Here is an 18,002-nt window from a genome sequence, read left to right as displayed (position 1 = left end):
TTGTGCTAATTGTATTTTACTAAACAAAGGAAAATTAATATTAACTTTAAATTAAAACGAATGAGAGAGAATGCATTTGTTGAAGCGTGGAAGGCACAGCATAGACGCGTTTCCATGATTTTAGGGCTGACTTTATTGTGTGCCCCTTCTGCCATATCTGTTTATGCAGAAAATGGTGTGAATGATATTACTGTGCAAGCCGTCATGCAGACAAAGACAGTGAAAGGAACTGTTTTAGATGAAAATGGAGAACCGTTGATCGGTGTTTCTATTGTGGTGAAAGGTACAAGTACAGGTACGATAACTGATTTTGACGGTAAGTTCTCCATTAATCTCCCGGCCGGAAGTAAAGAACTGGTTATTTCTTATATCGGATATAAAGAACAGGCTATCACGGTGAGCGGAAATGCCCCGCTAAATATAAAAATGGTTCCGGATACACAGGCTCTGGATGAGGTGGTGGTCATCGGTTACGGTACGGTAAAGAAACGTGATTTGACAGGTGCGGTTGCTTCTGTGAAATCAGAGGATATCACCATGAATCCGGGCGTGAATCCGATGGATGCGCTGCAAGGTAAAATTGCAGGTCTGGATATCACTAATTCTTCAGGTCAGGCAGGTTCGTCACCGACAGTTCAGTTGCGTGGTACCCGCTCTTTGCAGTTGGATGAGGATGGTAATATTTCTTCAGATGCATTTAAGCCGACTTATATTATCGATGGTATGCCGGGTGATATTGCTACCTTGAATCCCAATGATATTGAATCTATCGAAGTACTGAAAGATGCATCTTCTACGGCTATCTACGGTTCAAGTGGTGCGAATGGTGTTATTATCGTGACTACGAAAGGATCCAAGAGTGGAAAACCGGTCATCAATTTTAATGCTTATGCCGGAACGACTTTAGGCGCTAAAGTTCCTAAGATGCGTACGGGTGACTCATACATTAATTATATAAAAGATTCTTATAAGCCTGTCGGTACTACCAATGAGGAGGAAATTTTTGGTGAAAGATACGACGCCATCAAAAACAACCAATGGGTGAATTGGGGAGATGAAGTATTACATTCAGGCTTGAAGCAGAACTATAGTATTTCCGTTGCCGGAGGTACTGAGAAGACGAAAGCTTATTTCTCGTTGAACTATACTGATGAGAAGAGTATGTATGAGAATGATGACTATAAAGTGTACTCTACCCGTGTCCGTATAGATCAGGAAATCAATAAATGGATTAATGCCGGTATTAATGTTCAGGCATCTTTCTCCAACAAGAATTCACGTAATGCCGTTTTAGAAAGAGCGTTGTTTGCTACCCCATTGGGTGTTCCTTATAATGAAGATGGCTCTATTACGGAATTTCCGATTCCCGGTTCATCATCAGACCCGAATCCGTTAGCAGACGAACAGGATGGGGTATATAAGAACAATACTAAAGCAGGAAGGGCTTATGTTGACGCTTATCTGGAGTGGAAACCGGTAAAAGGATTGTCTGTCAAGTCACAGCTTGGAGGCAGTTATTCTCAATCTCGTGCCGGTAAATTTATGGGAGAAGGCTCCTATAATGTGTTGAAAGGCAGTACGGTGGCATATGGCGAAGCTACCAATAAGACGGGATATAATTACAAATGGGAAAACATAGTAACTTATCACAATACATTTAATAAGGATCATGACCTGACGGTTACAGGGGTTACTTCCTGGAATTACAATCAGAGTGAAGAATATTATGTATATGGTGAAAACCCGGCGACCAATGATATGTTGTGGTATGCATTGCAGAATGCTGATAATAAGAAACTGAACAGTAAATATCTGATGTCGAAAGGGATGGGCTTTATCGGTCGTGTCAACTACTCATACAAAGGTAAATACCTGTTCTCTGCTTCCAGTCGTTATGAAGCGGATTCCCGTTTGTCGAAAGACAATAGATGGAATTTATTCCCGGCAGTTTCTGTAGGCTGGAGAATCTCGGATGAAGCATTTATGGCTGGTACAAAAAGCTGGTTGGATAACTTGAAACTGCGTGTAGGCTATGGTGTTGCCGGAACTACTGCCGGTATTGCTGAATACAGTTCTATGGCATCTTTGGAAAATGTGACAACTTCTTTGGGAGGAATGACTGTTCCGTCAGCCAAGTTTACGGAGTATATCACTAACCGTAATCTGACATGGGAAAAGACTCATGACTTGAATATTGGTATTGACGCCAGCTTCCTCAATAATCGTATTGATCTGACGGTGGATTTGTATCGGACAAAAACAACGGATGTAATTCTTTCGCAGGCATTGCCGACATCTATTATGGGTAATTACACAGGTAGCACAAGTTATAAAATGAACAAGAATGCTGCTGAAACAGAAAATCGAGGTATTGAACTTGCTCTTAATACCCGTAATATTGTGAAGAAAGATTTTACCTGGAGCTCAACAGTGACATTTACCGCCAACAAAGAAAAAATTAAATCTTTGATCGAAGGGCAGGATATGATGTTCAATGCAAAAAAGGGTGATATGGTGTTCAAAGTCGGCGAAGGAGTCGGTTCTTTCTATAGATATAAAGTCTTGGGTATCTGGCAATATAGCGAAAAGGAAACTGCTGCTTTGTTCGGATGCGAACCGGGCGATATTAAGCTGGATTTACCTAGTGTGAAGAAGGACGGAAATGGTTACTATTATATGAATCCTGAAGGAGAGCGCGTTGATATTACGGCAGAAAATCCTTATGGTGTACGTGCGGATTATGATCGTCAGGTAATAGGTCGTAATACTCCGGACTGGACATTGGGCTTTAAGAATAATTTCAGATACAAAGATTTTGATTTGTCTGTCTTCCTTTATGCACGTTGGGGGCAAATGATGAACTATGGTAGTGTGATAGGTAAATATTCGCCTAACCCGGATTACAATATTCCTACTTATTTTACTTACTATGACAAGACGATCGAAGCAGATCAGAATGTCTTGTTCTATGCTATCGATAAATCCAAGGATAGAAGTGCTTATGAAGGATATGATTCGATGTATTATGTGGATGGATCATTCTTTAAACTTAAAAACGTAACATTGGGTTATACGTTACCCGGTAAACTTACAAAACGTTTTGGTATCAGCAATCTGAGAGTTTATGCGACAATGACCAACCTGTTTACTTATTCGCCAAACAAATATGTGAAGAATTACGATCCGGAAATGAACGGAAGCATCAACTTCCCATTGTCTCGTGATTGCATATTTGGTCTTAATTTAACTTTCTAAAAAATAGCAATATGAAAAAGATATATAGTTTAGTTCTACTTGTTGCCGGTGTTTTTTCTTGGGGCTCTTGCAGTCTTGATGAAGTGAACCCCAACAACTCGGGTCAGTTCTCCGATGGTTCTTATACATTGGATACTTATAAGGCATTCACCAACTCGTGCTATACAGCCTTGATCAACAACATCTATCAGAGTAGTGACTATCTGGTTTGTACGGAAGCGGGTACTGATATTTGGGAAGAACCTAAATCGGGCTCCAGCTATCAGCGTTATCATAGTTATAACGGTATGAAAACCGATGATAGCTATTATTATAAAGTGTGGCAATATTCTTATCTGTGTATCAACAGCTGTAATATTGTGATTGACGGAGCTGAGAATGTGACAGGGGATGAGACTGAAATTAATGAATGTGTGGCACAGGCCAGATGTCTACGTGCTTACTATTATATGAATCTGGTAGAGCAGTTTGGAAATGTCGATTTGCAGTTGAAGGCTGCCGATAGCGAGAATATTTCTTTTGATGCTCACCGTTCTACCGTTCCCGAAATTTATGCTGCCATTATCGAAGACCTGAAGTTTGCCGTAGAGAATCTGCCCGTAAGTTTCAGTGATTACTATAGCCGCGTTACAAAGAAATCGGCGATGGGATTATTGGCACGTGCATATATTAATGGTGCCGGTTATGATCTGAAAGATACCGATGGTGTCAGCTTTCTGGAAAAAGCCTATGATACGGCGACAACCATGATTAATAATAAAGCGATTTATGAGTGGTATATGCATCCTGCTTTTGCCGATGTATTCAACGAAAATAATAATCGTAACAATGAAGAAGCTTTGTTCATTGCTGCGGGTGCCGAAAGAAATTCGGACGCTTACACCAATGGTAACTACTCACAAAGTGAAATGTTCCGTCACTTCTTACCTTCGTTGGGAACATATACGGACCTGGGTTTGGTAGACAAGACTTCAAACTTCGTATACGGTCGTCCGAACAGTAATATCTTCCTGCCATCCAAATATCTGATGGATTGTTTTGCTGCTGATATGAACGACTCTCGTTTTCGCTATTCATTTATCTCAGCTTACTCGTCTTATTCTATACCGGCATGGGGGGCGACTTATGAATATGGAGGTTCAGCGTGTGCCAAAGAAATCACAAGCACACTTGCTGCTAAATTTGGTATTCCCGCATCTAATATAGGTAAGAAAGTTTATCCTCATTTTAACTTGGAATCCAATAGTACAGCCGATGCTAATTACTGCCAGCTGGCTATCTGGAATGCAGATGGAACAGCGAAGACTACTCAGGATAAAACAGATGGTAATATTCTTCATCCTGCCATGCCTTTAGATCCGGCAGAAGCTCATCAATATGCCGTTTATTGTTCTTTGAAGACGCTGACAGAAGAGGAAAAAGCTCAATATCCGGGGTTGGTTCTTAATGTTTTCGATCTTTACGATGAGAATGGAATAGCCAGAGCTACCTATGACAAGCCTAGTGCTGCCAGTGCTTTGTGGCTATCTATTTATCCGGCTCTTTCTAAATTCAATATGCCGGGCAATAAGTTTGTCGGCAGAGACGTTCAGAGAAAAACTGTGGATGTGATGATCATGCGTATGGCGGAAGTTTACCTGATTGCTGCTGAAGCATCGGTACGCTTGAACAAGGGAGATGCTGCCAAATATATTAATGTACTCCGTACGCGTGCCGGTGCCGGTACGGTCAGTGAGTCGCAAGTGGATCTGAATTATGTTTTCGATGAATATGCCCGTGAACTTTGTGGCGAATGTGGCCGCTGGTATTTGCTGAAACGTAATGCTGCTTTTGAGACTCGTTTGGCTGCTTATAATAAGCGTGCTGCCGAGCACTTTAAGAAAGAATTCTATTTGCGTCCTATTCCTACGAAATATCTGGATGCGATCAATAATCCGGCAGAATTCGGACAAAACGCCGGTTATTAATCAGTTAATTAATAATCAAGCATAATTAATAGGAGCCGGGCAGAATATTTCTCTTGTCCGGCTCTTTGTTTCCAGACCTGTATCCTGCGTAAAAGTTTAAAAAGGATTTCCGGCATATTTTCATTGTTTCCTGATACAGCCTTTTATTATTTTCTTTATTTTTGTGTGTCCAAACAAAATAGCGTTATGATAGAAGAAATGCTTGCTTATAACAGAGAGTTCGTTAAGAACGAGGGATATAAAGAATATATAACGAATAAATATCCCGATAAAAAGATTGCTATCTTATCCTGTATGGATACACGTCTGACAGCTTTACTCCCGGCCGCACTAGGCATTAAAAACGGAGACGTTAAAATGATCAAGAATGCAGGAGGCGTCATTTCCCATCCTTTCGGTAGTGTGATTCGCAGTCTGCTTGTCGCTATCTTCGAGTTAGGTGTGGAGGAAATAATGGTGATTGCCCATTCTGATTGTGGAGCCTGCCATATGCACAGTGAAGAAATGCTTGAGAAGATGAAGGCACGGGGTATTAATGCCGATTATATTCATATGATGAGTTTTTGCGGGGTCGATTTTCATTCTTGGCTCGATGGCTTTGAAGATACGGAGAAGTCGGTAAGGGGAACGGTCGATTTTATAGTTCATCATCCTTTGATTCCGTCGGACGTGAAAGTACACGGGTTTATCATAGACTCCACTACTGGAGAACTGACGCGAATTGTATAGGAAATCGCCCTTTCTGCCTATCAGGAACTGCATAAAACATGGTGTCACTATCGCAACAGGATAGTGTCACTATCACTGTCTCATGGTGTCACTATGTCATTGGGATACCGACACTATCCCAAATGAAAAAAATAAGGCAGCTTTTTATCGGCTGCCTTTATTTTTCTGCGGTTATATACTTTCTTTGATTCATGCACTCGTTTGTAACAAACGGGGTGTCCGTGTTCTTTGATTTCTGCCTCACGGCTGGCTTTACGATTCGCTTTGATGTAATCGTCTTGTGTAATTCGTTTTTTCATAATGAATATATTTCTCAGTGCAAAGATACAATTTCATTTCTTATTACGATCGGTTTGCGCTATCTTTGCATACATAAATCAAATGAAAACGGAAATAATATGGAAAATTTCAGTGAACTGATAAAGAATCGCCGCAGTATGCGCAAATTTACGGATGAGGAGTTAACACAGGATGAGGTTGTGGCACTGATGAAAGCGGCCTTGATGTCTCCTAGTTCCAAACGTAGTAATAGCTGGCAGTTTGTGGTAGTCGATGATAAAGAAATGCTGAAAGAACTGTCTCATTGTAAAGAACAGGCTTCTTCTTTCATTGCAGACGCTGCTTTGGCGATTGTCGTGATGGCAGATCCGTTGGCGAGCGATGTCTGGATTGAAGATGCTTCTATTGCTTCCATCATGATACAGTTGCAGGCCGAAGATTTGGGGCTGGGAAGCTGTTGGGTACAGGTTCGCGAACGTTTCACTGCAACCGGAATGCCGTCTGACGAGTTTGTTCATGGAATTTTGGATATTCCTTTGCAACTGCAGATTCTTTCCGTGATTGCCATCGGACATAAGGGAATGGAACGTAAGCCTTTCAATGAAGAACACCTGCAGTGGGAGAAAATTCATATTAATAAGTTTGGAGGAAAGTAACGATGGGAGCTGTCAAAGCAAATAATAATAAAGATACTTATAAGGCTACTGCCGTCGCTTTTATTGTCATCGGAACTCTTTTCCTGATAAATAAACTGCTCCCCTTTGCTTCTATAGGTTTGCCTTGGGTGATGAATAAGGACAATTTGTTGTTGTATGCCTCTATCAGTTTTCTTATTTTCAAGCGTGACAAGTCGGTCGGCTTTGTGCTGTTGGGACTGTGGCTGGTGATGAATATCGGTCTGGTAATGTCATTGCTCGGTTCCTTGTCCGGTTATCTGTTGCCATTGGCACTGTTGATCATCGGAATTATTTTATTTTGGGTTTCAAAACGTTGAAGAAACAATGAAAAGAAGTATTGAAGATACGCCCGTTGTGTTTCTCGGTGCCGGAAATCTGGCAACTAATCTGGCGAAAGCGCTTTATCGGAAAGGATTCCGTATCATGCAGGTATACAGCCGGACGGAAGAATCGGCTCGTACGTTAGCCAATGAAGTGGAAGCGGAATATATCACTGATTTAAAAGACGTATCGAAAGAAGCGAGATTATATATTATTTCATTGAAAGATGCCGCTTTCGTCGAACTGTTGCCTCAGATCACTGATGGGAAGCAGCATGCACTGCTGGTACATACGGCAGGCAGCATCCCGATGAATATTTGGGAAGGTCATGCGGAACGTTACGGAGTATTTTATCCGATGCAGACGTTCAGCAAACAACGTGAAGTTGATTTTCGGGAAGTACCTTTCTTTATTGAAGCAAAAAGACCGGAAGATGCCGAGCTGCTGAAAGCGGTTGCCGGTACACTCTCTGATAAGGTGTACGAAGCCGATTCGGAGCAACGCAGAAGTCTTCATCTGGCAGCTGTCTTTACCTGTAACTTTACCAACCATATGTATGCTCTTGCCGCCGAATTGCTGGAAAAATATCATTTGCCATTTGATGTCATGCTTCCCCTGATTGACGAAACGGCACGCAAAGTGCATGAACTCGCTCCTCGTGATGCGCAGACCGGACCGGCTGTACGCTATGACGAGAATGTGATGAATAAGCATCTTTCTATGCTGGCAGACAGTCAGGCATTGCAGGAAATTTATAAATTAATGAGTAAAAGTATCCATGAGCACCATCAATTATGATCTATCCCGCATCAAAGCACTGGCTTTTGATGTTGACGGAGTATTGAGTTCGACAACAGTCCCGTTGCATCCTTCCGGAGAACCGATGCGTACAGTGAATATCAAAGACGGTTATGCCATTCAGCTGGCGGTAAAGAAAGGACTCCACATTGCTATCATTACCGGCGGACGGACAGAAGCGGTACGTATCCGCTTTGCTGCATTGGGTGTGAAGGATCTGTATATGGGTTCTGCGGTGAAAATTCATGATTACCGTGATTTCCGTGATAAATACGGTCTGTCTGATGACGAAATTCTGTATATGGGCGATGATGTGCCTGATATAGAAGTGATGCGTGAGTGCGGGTTGCCTTGTTGTCCCAAAGATGCAGTTCCGGAAGTTAAGTCGGTTGCAAAGTATATATCTCATGCCGATGGCGGTCGTGGCTGTGGACGTGATGTGGTGGAACAAGTATTGAAAGCTCATGGCAAGTGGATGGCGGAAGATGCTTTCGGCTGGTGAGTTGTAAATCACTAAATGATAAATAAAACTATGCTTGGAAATTTAGATAAATATCAGATTATATTAGCCTCCAATTCTCCCCGCCGGAAAGAACTGATGTCAGGTTTGGGAGTGGATTATGTGGTCAGGACATTACCGGATGTGGACGAATCATATCCAGCTGATCTGGCTGGTGCTGAGATTCCGGAATATATCTCTCGCGAAAAGGCGGATGCTTATCGGAGTATTATGCAACCGGGGGAACTGTTGATTACGGCAGATACGATTGTCTGGCTCGATGGTAAAGTGCTTGGAAAACCGGAAGGTCGGGAAGGAGCGGTCGAAATGCTCCGTTCTTTGTCCGGTAAGTCACATCAGGTGTTCACCGGTGTTTGTCTTACGACCACTGAATGGCAAAAGAGCTTTACTGCTGCATCCGATGTGGAATTTGATGTTTTGTCCGAAGAGGAAATCCGGTATTATGTGGACAAATATCAGCCTATGGATAAAGCGGGAGCGTATGGAGTGCAGGAATGGATCGGATATATAGGGGTAAAGTCTATTTCGGGCAGCTTTTATAATATCATGGGACTCCCCATACAGAAACTGTACGGGGAGCTGAAGAAGTTATAATAAATCCAGCATTAACGGGATGTCCTCTTCTTGAATACCTTGTTTGAGAAGAGCTTCCTCGTCTTTCCGGAACATCTCCAGAAAGCGTTCACGGTTTCCGTTGGCTGTGATTGACTTGCCGTACAGGGCGGCCGCTTTCTGAATGTCTCCCATTGTCCATGCGACGTGTCCGGCATTCATATAGTCGATAGCCAGTGGCTTCTGTTCGATGATCTTTTCGTAATATTTCATGGCTTGTTCGTATTTCCGGCTGATGAATGAACACCACCCGATGCCACGCCATGCTTTTATGCAATTACTTTCGATGAAATCCAGTTTGAAAAAGTAGTTGGCAGCTTCTTCGTATTGTCCGAGTTCGGCCAAGCAACTGCCGATATGGAAAATAACATTGGTATCTTCCGGTGTAGCTTCTTCCACCTTTTTATAATAGCTCAATGCAGCCTGATAATTTCGGTTTAACCGGTAACAGATAGCCAGATGGCGGTTGTTCCAGATGTTATCCGGTTTCAGTGTATCCGCTTTCAGATAAGCACCGATCGCTTCTGCATACTTCTTGCTTTTTTGCAGGGCATATCCCAGTTTCTGATAATATTCCGCACCTCTTTCCTGAAGTGCTCCGATCGTTTCCATTTCCTCGTACACTTCTATTGCCTCATTCCAGCGTTCTTTCTTTAAATAGAAATCTGCGATCGGGAACAGGATATCTTCACTATATAATACGTTACTAAGTGCAGGAATGTGGTGTAAATCGAGTTTCTCCTTAAAGATGTCCCTAAACTCATGGCGGCGTACACTGAGCTTGAAGAAACGGTACAGGTCATGCAGATATTGATTGCTGACGGTTCCCGATCGCTCATTGAATTTCTTCATTGTTTCCGCACTCGACTTCTCGGTCAGTTCTGCCACTTGTTGTTCACCGAGCTGGCTTAGCATCATGTCTTGCTGCGCCTTTGGCAACTGCCGGATCGTAAAGAAGAGTGAATACTTGTCACTGTTGCTGAAAAATCCCGATTGAAGAATTAAATCCAGCAATGTATTTTTCTCGTTACCTTCCTGTTTCAGTTGCTTGATGACATCGGATTGCTGCTTGCTGAACGGGTAAAACCAATTCTGTACTTCCCGGAAGAACGGATAACTTTTCAGTGCCGCAAATGTACTCATGTATACGTCGGCTCCTTCCAGTTGCAGTTCATTCATTTCGCGCAACTTGTCTCCCAGTCCTGATTGTTCGAAAGCATCCGCCCAATCCGGATTCTTGTCATCGTTCTCATCCTCATTCTCCTCAAAGCCGAATCTCATGTTCCGCATGGACGAAACATTCTTCAACATTTCAGGAATAATTTCCTCTCTCATTTTCTTGTCTATCTTTTCTGTTTCCTGGCATAGTAGCATTTGGCGATAGATACGTGCCACATCCTCTTTGAATGGAGGAATCTCATCCATGAGGTCGACTCTCTTGACCAGATCATTGTAGAGTGAAAGACGGTTCCTGTAGATATGGAAAATGAAAATGACACCTACCAGTGCACGTTGACCGGCATTGACATCCGGATGGCGGTAAGCGTCCAGCAGCCACATGATTTTACGCAGGTCAAAGCATTCCATCAGACTTAATGTGACAGCACTGATAAACAGGCACAGGTCGTTCACCGGAAGAAGTTCGGAGGTAAGCATGGATTGTGCATCCTCTTCCTCTTCGGGAGTCCATGCACTGTTGGTCCATGTTTGCAGAAACATATATTTAAGTGTTTCTTCATGCCGTTTCAGTACCTCGTCCATCTTTTCGTCAGACAGCAGTCCGCTGACTGCCAAGTCGTCATTGAATGACTCCAGCATGTGCATCAATTTTTTGAGTGTATATGCTGACAGACTTTCCGGTCGGGGAGTGCGGCGTACCTCATGATAATATCTTGATGAAGCATTGTCCAGCATAAGCAGGCGCGAACGGTCGGCTATTTCCCAGGTATCAGCTATGAGTTTTCTGTATACATTCCAGCGTTCTGGGTCGTTTGCACCTTGGCGCATATACTCCAGCATATACTTGTAGGAGGTTTGCAGTTGCTCCAAGCGGGTACGTAAATCCCAGTCCGGACATTGCCAGAGCAGGGATTCCAACTGCATCAGAGCTTCTTTAAGTCTTTTTTCTTCAAGCAGAGTGCGTATATAGGCGTATTGTTCATTAATCGTTTTTTCGTTCATAATGGTTCAATTATTTATAGGTAATAGAACAAAAAGGATGCCAAAAAGTTAGAATCTGACTTGCACCTGTGCTTGTATCAGATTAGAATCCTTTTGTCCGTCTCCTTTTTTATCACAAAAAGTGTATTGTGCCTGCACACGGCATCTGGGATAAAACCAGTATTGCAGTCCGGCAATGTAATTATTTTGTTTGAAATCTGCCGCTTTGTTCGGATTGAAATAATCGAAAGAGGCGATAAAGTCAAAATTTTGTAATAAACGTACGCTGCCTGTCGCATAGAATCCTTCGCTTTTTACGTTTCTGTCTTTTCCTGCAAGATATTCCGTACGGAAGTTGAATGCGGAAGTGGTAACAACCCCTCCCAGGCTCAAGCGTTTCTTGGCATAATTTTCTCCTGCTTTGATTCCCGAATATTGGGAGTCACCTATGGCGTGTCCTGTTCCCCGAATGAAAGATCCTCCTACAGACAGCCATTTGTTAGGATACACCATCAGATTGCCGACTACATCTTTCTGACTGTTTTTGTCTTTGGTGTTTAAGCCCTGTCCGTTCATGACAGCAAATTTGTATTGGAGGAAATCATGAAATAATTTTCCGTGAATCATCATACCGATGTCTCGTCCGGAAGTCATTCCATAACATTTGTCACTGCCGCTGACTCCCGCCAGATAACAGACTGACTGAGAATAGCAGTTGATCAGCTCCACCGTAGTGGGAGACAGTTCGTTTTCAATGGTATAAGGAACTTTGAATTCTCCGATACGTGCTGTAAGTCCGGAAAGGATCCGGTAGTCTGTATATACTTCGAGCAGCATACCGCCGTTGTAGAAATCATACATGAAATCACATGTCCATCTGTCGGTGATTTTACCGTGTGCCATAAAGATGATCCGTTTGATATCGAATGTATTGTTGGGATCGGCGGCATCGTCATACGTATAGCCCAATTGTGCATAACCGGCCAGACTGATTCTTTCTTTCAGTGTATTGACCACTTGATTCAACGGTGTTTTCTCCTGTGCGGTGAGCGTACTCTGCATACCAAGCAGGGTGAACGCGATCATTGAGAGTCGAAAGAGTGTTTTTCGCATGTGATTAGTTGTTATTTGATAGTAGTTGAATTTGTTTTTATAAAAGTTGTATCTATCAGACTTTTGTATCCGGAATATGTCTGAGGTATCCGGTTGTTTGTTTTCAGCCATGTTACAGCTTTATCCAGGGCATTGGCTGAGGGGCGCTCCGCTTTTCTGTAAACAGGGAGTGCAATGAGGCCGGTCAGGTTTTCCGGAACGCCGATCTCTATCAATACCTGTTTCCATTCTTTTTGCGGGTGCATTTTTATATAGTCTATTCCCAGATTATATCCGGTGATTAATAGTTCGATTTCTCTTCTTTTTTCGTTTATGGCTTCTCGGGAGAAAGCGGTGACGGTGAAATCAATTCCCAATTCCTGTGTGCTGATCAGAGATCGGTGGCGGGCATTCATTGCGATGGATGCGGCAGGGTCGGGGAGGAAGGATGCGTCAATCTGATCGTATTGCAGCATTTGCAGGCGAAGAGGAAGCTGGGTGATTTCCGGTTTGTTCACTTCTGCCTGACTGATTCCCGCTTTGTTCAGTAGCTGTCCAGTTGCATACTCAATAATCGTATTACGTGAAACAGCTATATTTTTTTCTTTGAGTTCCTGAAGTTGGTTGATACCGCTTTCTTTGGAGACTATAAAACAGAAATAACCGTCATTTTTCAATATGATTCCTAAGTCGGTATGGTGGATAGCCTGTTGAGTTACTGCACTGAGATAGTCGGTGATCATGCCATCCAGTGATTTGGACTGGAATGCTGCGTCGCGGTCATAGGCGGATTTAAAAGAAAGGATGGTTAGGTCCAACCCCAGCGAATCGTAGATTCCTTGCGCTTTGGCTATGTGAAAAGGCAGTCCGTCCAGAGTCGGGAGCATTCCCAATGTGAGTGGTTGTAATTCTGTTGAAGGCAGAAAGACGCTTTCTCCTTTTTTTCTTTGGCAAGAATAAAGGAAGAAAAGGAGGATACAGAATATGAGTGCTGCTCTCTTCATACCTTAGTTGATGGGTCAGATATAAATAAGGGCAACTCTTTTCACAAAGAACTGCCCTCGTATCTAAAATTACATTGTTATAAATTCATTATTCATTAATGGCAGCGATACCCGGAAGAACTTTTCCTTCGATTGCTTCGAGCAATGCGCCACCACCTGTAGAAACATAAGATACGCCGCTAGCCAGACCGAACTTGTTAACACAAGCTACAGAGTCGCCACCACCCACAAGTGAGAATGCCCCGTTCTTAGTTGCTTCAACGATAGCTTCACCTACTGTACGTGAACCGTGAGTGAAGTTTTCAAATTCGAATACACCTGTAGGACCGTTCCAAAGAATAGTCTTGGATTCTTTGATTACGTTAGCGAAGATTTCTTCAGTCTTAGGACCGATGTCAAGACCTTCCCATCCGTCAGGAATTTCGTCAACAGCGCAGAACTGAGTGTTAGCGTCGTTAGAGAAAGCGTCAGCGATTTTAGCGTCAACAGCCAGTACAAGGTTTACACCTTTTTCTTTTGCTTTCTTGATCAGATCCAAAGCCAGGTCAAGTTTATCGTCCTCACAGATAGAGATACCGATTTTACCCCCCATTGCTTTGGTGAATGTATAAGTCATACCACCTGCTATGATCAGGTTGTCTACCTTGTTCAACAGATTTTCGATGATTTCGATTTTAGAAGAAACTTTAGAACCACCCATGATAGCAGTAAACGGACGTTGGATATCGTTCAATACTTTATCAACAGCTTTTACTTCTTTCTCCATCAGGTAACCGAACATCTTGTTGTCAGTGTCGAAGTATTTAGCGATTAGAGCTGTAGAAGCGTGTGCACGGTGAGCTGTACCGAATGCGTCGTTTACGTAGCAGTCAGCGTAAGAAGCCAATTTCTTGGTGAATTCTTTCTGGCTTTCTTTGACAGCCTTTTTTGCAGCAGCCTTTTCTTCGTCTGTAGCATCTTCAGCCAAACCTCTTGGTTTGCCTTCTTCCTCAGCATAGAAGCGAAGGTTTTCGAGCAACAGAACTTCTCCCGGTTGCAGAGCAGCAGCTTTTACAGCAGCTTCTTCGCCCATGCAGTCGTTAGCAAACTGAACTTCAACGCCCAGCAGTTCAGACAGATGTTTGATGATATGTTTCAAAGAGAATTTGTCGGCAACGCCTTTCGGACGGCCCAGGTGAGAACCGATGATGATGCTACCGCCGTCAGCCAAAATCTTCTTCAAAGTAGGAAGAGCTGCACGCATACGAGTGTCATCTGTAATGTTGAAGTTTTCGTCCAGGGGTACATTGAAGTCCACGCGAACAAATGCCTTTTTACCGGCAAAATTGAATTTGTCAATTGTCTGCATAATACTCTATTTTTATTTAAAAGTGTTTTTAATATTCTCTTTTTTGATCGACCGCAAAGTTACTATTTATTTCGGTTCCTTGCTATTAAATCGTTATTTATTCTTGGCTTTTGGTGCCTCTTTTGTAACTTTATAAGTGTTACAGAAATATTTGCACATCATTTGCAAACCGCAGGTGTCACATTTCGGCGTACGTGCCTGACAAACATAACGACCGTGCAGAATAAGCCAGTGATGGGCTATGGGTATCAATTTTTCCGGAATGTTCTTCACCAGTTCTTTCTCTACACTGAATGGAGTCGTACAGCTGTCCGGCACCAGTCCGATGCGGTGACTGACACGGAAAACGTGGGTGTCAACCGCCATCGCGGCTTTGTTGAAAACGACGGACTGAATCACATTGGCAGTCTTTCTTCCTACACCGGGAAGTTTGATCAGATCATCCATGTTGTCGGGCACTTTGCTGTTGAAGTCATTAACCAGCATTTTAGCCATTCCTACCAGATGTTTGGCTTTATTATTCGGATAAGACACGCTCCGGATATATTCGAAAATAACTTCCGGAGTACTGGCAGCGAGAGCTTCCGGAGTAGGGAAGTCCCTGTAGAGAGGCGGAGTGATCATATTCACTCGTTTATCCGTACATTGTGCAGAAAGGATTACAGCGATCAGTAATTCATACGGATTATTGTAATGTAATTCTGTTTCGGCTACAGGAACATTCTCCTGAAACCATGCGATTACTTTTTCATAACGTTCTTTCTTTCTCATCGTAGCTTGTTTTTATGGTAGTGAGGCGTTACTTTTAATTTGAAATAGACAGCGGAAACTACTGTCAGGCAGGCACCGAAAAGATATGCTTTGTCAAACGAACAGACTTCGGCTATATATCCTCCGGTCAGCATGCCGATACCAATTCCTACATCCCATGAGGTCAGGTAGGTGGAAGTAGCTGTTCCCCGTTGGTTGTTGGGGGCAAGGTTTACGAACAGAGTATTGAATGCCGGAAACATAATTCCGAATCCGATTCCCATCAGCAGGGCAATTCCGAAAAAGAGAATGGTGCAGGCAGTATCATTCCATTGAATCAGATATACACAGGATGCGAGCAGGAAGAAACTGACCACCACCAGATAGAGTCCGGCGGCAATTACTTGGGTTATCTTTCCCCGGTCCACCAGCTTTCCTGAGAATATACGGGAAATGGCCATACCGATCGCCATAAAGGTAAAAAAGAAACCTGTTTGTGTATGAATCCCTATTTCACGGGCATACATGGCCACATAATTGGTGGTCATTCCGTAGGGGATGGAGAGTAGCAACAGGCTGAGTCCCGCAGGCATTCCTTTTAATAAAATGAAACGGTCGAGTGAAATCGGTTCACGCTTTACCGGTGGTTTATAAGGCGTCTTCACCAGGCTTGCGGACAGGAATCCCAGCATACAGGAACCGAGCGCATAGCAGAATATCGTAGCGAAAGAAGCCCCTCCATCATGCAAAAACAGTCCGAACATCGGTCCGATGGACATGGCGATATTATTGGTCAGCCCATAATAGCCCAGCCCTTCACCTCTGCGGGAAGAGGGCATAATGTCAATGACTACTGTATTTCCGCCTACCGTGACCATGCCGAAAGAGACTCCATGGATAATTCGGAATATAATAAATAAGGTAAGCGAGCCGGCGATAAGATATCCCGCAAACATCAGCATAAAGATGAAATAAGCGAAAAGATAAAGCGGCTTACGGGCAAACGTATCCAGCAGATAGCCGGAAAACGGGCGGATGCAGAGTGCAGCTACCGTATAACAGGAAAGCACGATGCCGATTGTGGAATTTCCTGCCTGAAAGAACTCGGATAAATAGAACGGCAAAACAGGAATCAGCAACCAGAAACCGAAGTAGAGCAGGAAGTTGGCTGCCAAGATGAAACAATAACCGGGAGTAATGAGTCTATCCTTTGCCATAATAAGTGAACGTTCTATTTGCTGATCGGAACGGTGATAAGTCATCCCGTTTCAGTGTAATCGGTATATTGATTAAATGCCAATGTCCCAATTACCGTCAGACGGTTTTATTGGCACATTGGCATACTGGTAAATTCTGTGCTCTATTTAATATGCCGCTTCGAATTCTTTTAAGAAGCGTGTATCATTTTCGGAGAACATACGGAGGTCTTTCACCTGATATTTCAGGTTCGTGATGCGTTCGATACCCATTCCGAGCGCATAACCGCTGTATACTTTGCTGTCGATGCCGTTTGATTCGAGTACATTCGGGTCTACCATACCGCAACCGAGGATTTCCACCCAACCGGTATGTTTGCAGAACGGACAACCTTTACCACCGCAGATGTTACAGCTGATATCCATTTCGGCACTTGGCTCTGTAAATGGGAAATAAGACGGACGCAGACGGATTTTGGTGTCCGCACCGAACATTTCTTTGGCGAAGAGCAGCAATACCTGTTTCAAGTCGGTGAATGATACGTTTTTGTCTACATACAGCGCTTCTACCTGATGGAAGAAACAGTGTGCACGGTAGCTGATAGCTTCGTTACGGTATACACGTCCCGGACAGATGATGCGGATAGGAGGTTTGGAAGTTTCCATCACACGGGTCTGTACAGAAGAGGTATGAGTACGGAGTACTACATCCGGATGAGCTTCGATGAAAAATGTGTCCTGCATATCGCGTGCCGGATGATCTTCGGCAAAGTTCAGTGCCGAGAATACATGCCAGTCATCTTCGATTTCCGGACCTTCGGCGATGCTGAATCCCAGACGTGCGAAGATATCGATGACTTCGTTCTTTACAATTGTAATCGGATGACGTGTACCGAGTTCAATCGGATAAGCCGAGCGGGTCAGGTCAAGGCCGTCGCAACTATTATCCTGGCTCTCGAACTGTTCCTTCAACGCATTGATTTTGTCCTGCGCTTTAGTTTTCAGTTCATTCAGTCTCATGCCGACTTCTTTTTTCTGTTCGGCAGCTACGTTACGGAAATCCGCCATCAAATCGTTAATGGCTCCCTTCTTACTCAGGTATTTGATGCGGAGAGCTTCGAGTTCTTCGGCATTGGAGGCGTGCAAAGCTTCCACCTCTTTCAGAAGTTGTTCAATCTTAGCTATCATATTTTTGATGTATTGTTATTCAGTTTCTTAGTAAAAACCGTGCAAAGATATAATTTTATCACGAACCATCGAAATAATTTGTATCTTTGTTGCCGAATGTACCGAA

The 18,002-nt window shown here is 43.3% G+C and carries 16 protein-coding genes; 8 read left to right on the top strand and 8 right to left on the bottom strand.

What is annotated here, in order from left to right; all coding sequences use genetic code 11:
- The first annotated feature begins 60 nt into the window (after positions 1-60).
- The 3 genes from ACHLI0_RS06680 to ACHLI0_RS06670 all read left to right on the top strand — a co-directional run bounded on the left by ACHLI0_RS06680 (position 61) and on the right by ACHLI0_RS06670 (position 5,951).
- Positions 61-3,255 carry a SusC/RagA family TonB-linked outer membrane protein gene (locus ACHLI0_RS06680; RefSeq protein ID WP_490748709.1) on the top strand — a complete coding sequence of 1,065 codons (3,195 nt, stop codon included), beginning with the start codon at positions 61-63 and terminating at the stop codon, positions 3,253-3,255.
- 11 nt (positions 3,256-3,266) lie between these two features.
- Positions 3,267-5,222, top strand: coding sequence for a RagB/SusD family nutrient uptake outer membrane protein (locus tag ACHLI0_RS06675; protein ID WP_490748707.1), 1,956 nt, complete (start codon positions 3,267-3,269; stop codon positions 5,220-5,222).
- Positions 5,223-5,408: 186 nt separating this feature from the next.
- Positions 5,409-5,951, top strand: coding sequence for a beta-class carbonic anhydrase (locus tag ACHLI0_RS06670; protein ID WP_008763367.1), 543 nt, complete (start codon positions 5,409-5,411; stop codon positions 5,949-5,951).
- A 113-nt stretch (positions 5,952-6,064) separates the two neighbouring features.
- Here the strand turns inward: ACHLI0_RS06670 and ACHLI0_RS06665 are convergent, their stop codons facing one another.
- A complete protein-coding gene (locus ACHLI0_RS06665; protein ID WP_008763368.1) occupies positions 6,065-6,250 on the bottom strand; it encodes a hypothetical protein in 186 nt (61 codons plus the stop codon).
- A 99-nt stretch (positions 6,251-6,349) separates the two neighbouring features.
- On the opposite strand from ACHLI0_RS06665, the gene ACHLI0_RS06660 reads away from it, so the two are divergent.
- The 5 genes from ACHLI0_RS06660 to ACHLI0_RS06640 are packed head-to-tail and all read left to right on the top strand — an operon-like array spanning position 6,350 to position 9,140.
- Positions 6,350-6,886: a nitroreductase family protein gene (locus ACHLI0_RS06660; protein WP_055221928.1), complete on the top strand. Its 537-nt coding sequence runs from the start codon at positions 6,350-6,352 to the stop codon at positions 6,884-6,886.
- Between the two features lie 2 nt (positions 6,887-6,888).
- Entirely contained in the window at positions 6,889-7,224 is a 336-nt protein-coding gene (locus ACHLI0_RS06655; RefSeq protein ID WP_008763370.1) for a hypothetical protein, read from the top strand.
- Positions 7,225-7,231: 7 nt separating this feature from the next.
- Positions 7,232-8,026 carry a Rossmann-like and DUF2520 domain-containing protein gene (locus ACHLI0_RS06650; RefSeq protein WP_413555588.1) on the top strand — a complete coding sequence of 265 codons (795 nt, stop codon included), beginning with the start codon at positions 7,232-7,234 and terminating at the stop codon, positions 8,024-8,026.
- On the top strand, positions 8,007-8,528 hold the full coding sequence (locus ACHLI0_RS06645; protein WP_048695643.1) for a KdsC family phosphatase: 522 nt from the start codon (positions 8,007-8,009) through the stop codon (positions 8,526-8,528). Before ACHLI0_RS06650 ends, ACHLI0_RS06645 begins: the two co-directional genes overlap by 20 nt.
- 30 nt (positions 8,529-8,558) lie before the next feature.
- A complete protein-coding gene (locus ACHLI0_RS06640; protein ID WP_011107938.1) occupies positions 8,559-9,140 on the top strand; it encodes a Maf-like protein in 582 nt (193 codons plus the stop codon).
- Here the strand turns inward: ACHLI0_RS06640 and ACHLI0_RS06635 are convergent.
- From ACHLI0_RS06635 to pheS, 7 genes are all read right to left on the bottom strand, one after another.
- Positions 9,135-11,339 carry a tetratricopeptide repeat protein gene (locus ACHLI0_RS06635; RefSeq protein ID WP_490748706.1) on the bottom strand — a complete coding sequence of 735 codons (2,205 nt, stop codon included), beginning with the start codon at positions 11,337-11,339 and terminating at the stop codon, positions 9,135-9,137. The genes ACHLI0_RS06640 and ACHLI0_RS06635 overlap by 6 nt on opposite strands.
- A 48-nt stretch (positions 11,340-11,387) precedes the next feature.
- Positions 11,388-12,380 carry a porin gene (locus ACHLI0_RS06630; protein WP_490749555.1) on the bottom strand — a complete coding sequence of 331 codons (993 nt, stop codon included), beginning with the start codon at positions 12,378-12,380 and terminating at the stop codon, positions 11,388-11,390.
- A 62-nt stretch (positions 12,381-12,442) separates the two neighbouring features.
- Positions 12,443-13,414 carry an ABC transporter substrate-binding protein gene (locus ACHLI0_RS06625; protein WP_258973169.1) on the bottom strand — a complete coding sequence of 324 codons (972 nt, stop codon included), beginning with the start codon at positions 13,412-13,414 and terminating at the stop codon, positions 12,443-12,445.
- Between the two features lie 88 nt (positions 13,415-13,502).
- Positions 13,503-14,762 carry a phosphoglycerate kinase gene (locus ACHLI0_RS06620; protein WP_008763375.1) on the bottom strand — a complete coding sequence of 420 codons (1,260 nt, stop codon included), beginning with the start codon at positions 14,760-14,762 and terminating at the stop codon, positions 13,503-13,505.
- A 93-nt stretch (positions 14,763-14,855) separates the two neighbouring features.
- Entirely contained in the window at positions 14,856-15,533 is a 678-nt protein-coding gene (nth, locus tag ACHLI0_RS06615; protein WP_151210093.1) for an endonuclease III, read from the bottom strand.
- A complete protein-coding gene (locus ACHLI0_RS06610; RefSeq protein ID WP_055221954.1) occupies positions 15,530-16,729 on the bottom strand; it encodes an MFS transporter in 1,200 nt (399 codons plus the stop codon). Before ACHLI0_RS06610 ends, nth begins: the two co-directional genes overlap by 4 nt.
- Positions 16,730-16,876: 147 nt before the next feature.
- Positions 16,877-17,896, bottom strand: a complete 1,020-nt coding sequence (pheS, locus tag ACHLI0_RS06605) for a phenylalanine--tRNA ligase subunit alpha (RefSeq protein WP_055221940.1) — start codon at positions 17,894-17,896, stop codon at positions 16,877-16,879.
- Positions 17,897-18,002: the final 106 nt, after the last annotated feature.

The organism is Bacteroides sp. RCH18 (genome assembly GCF_058231005.1).
The sequence above is the reverse complement of the archived record's forward strand: the minus strand, read 5'-3'. Positions and strand labels throughout refer to the sequence as shown.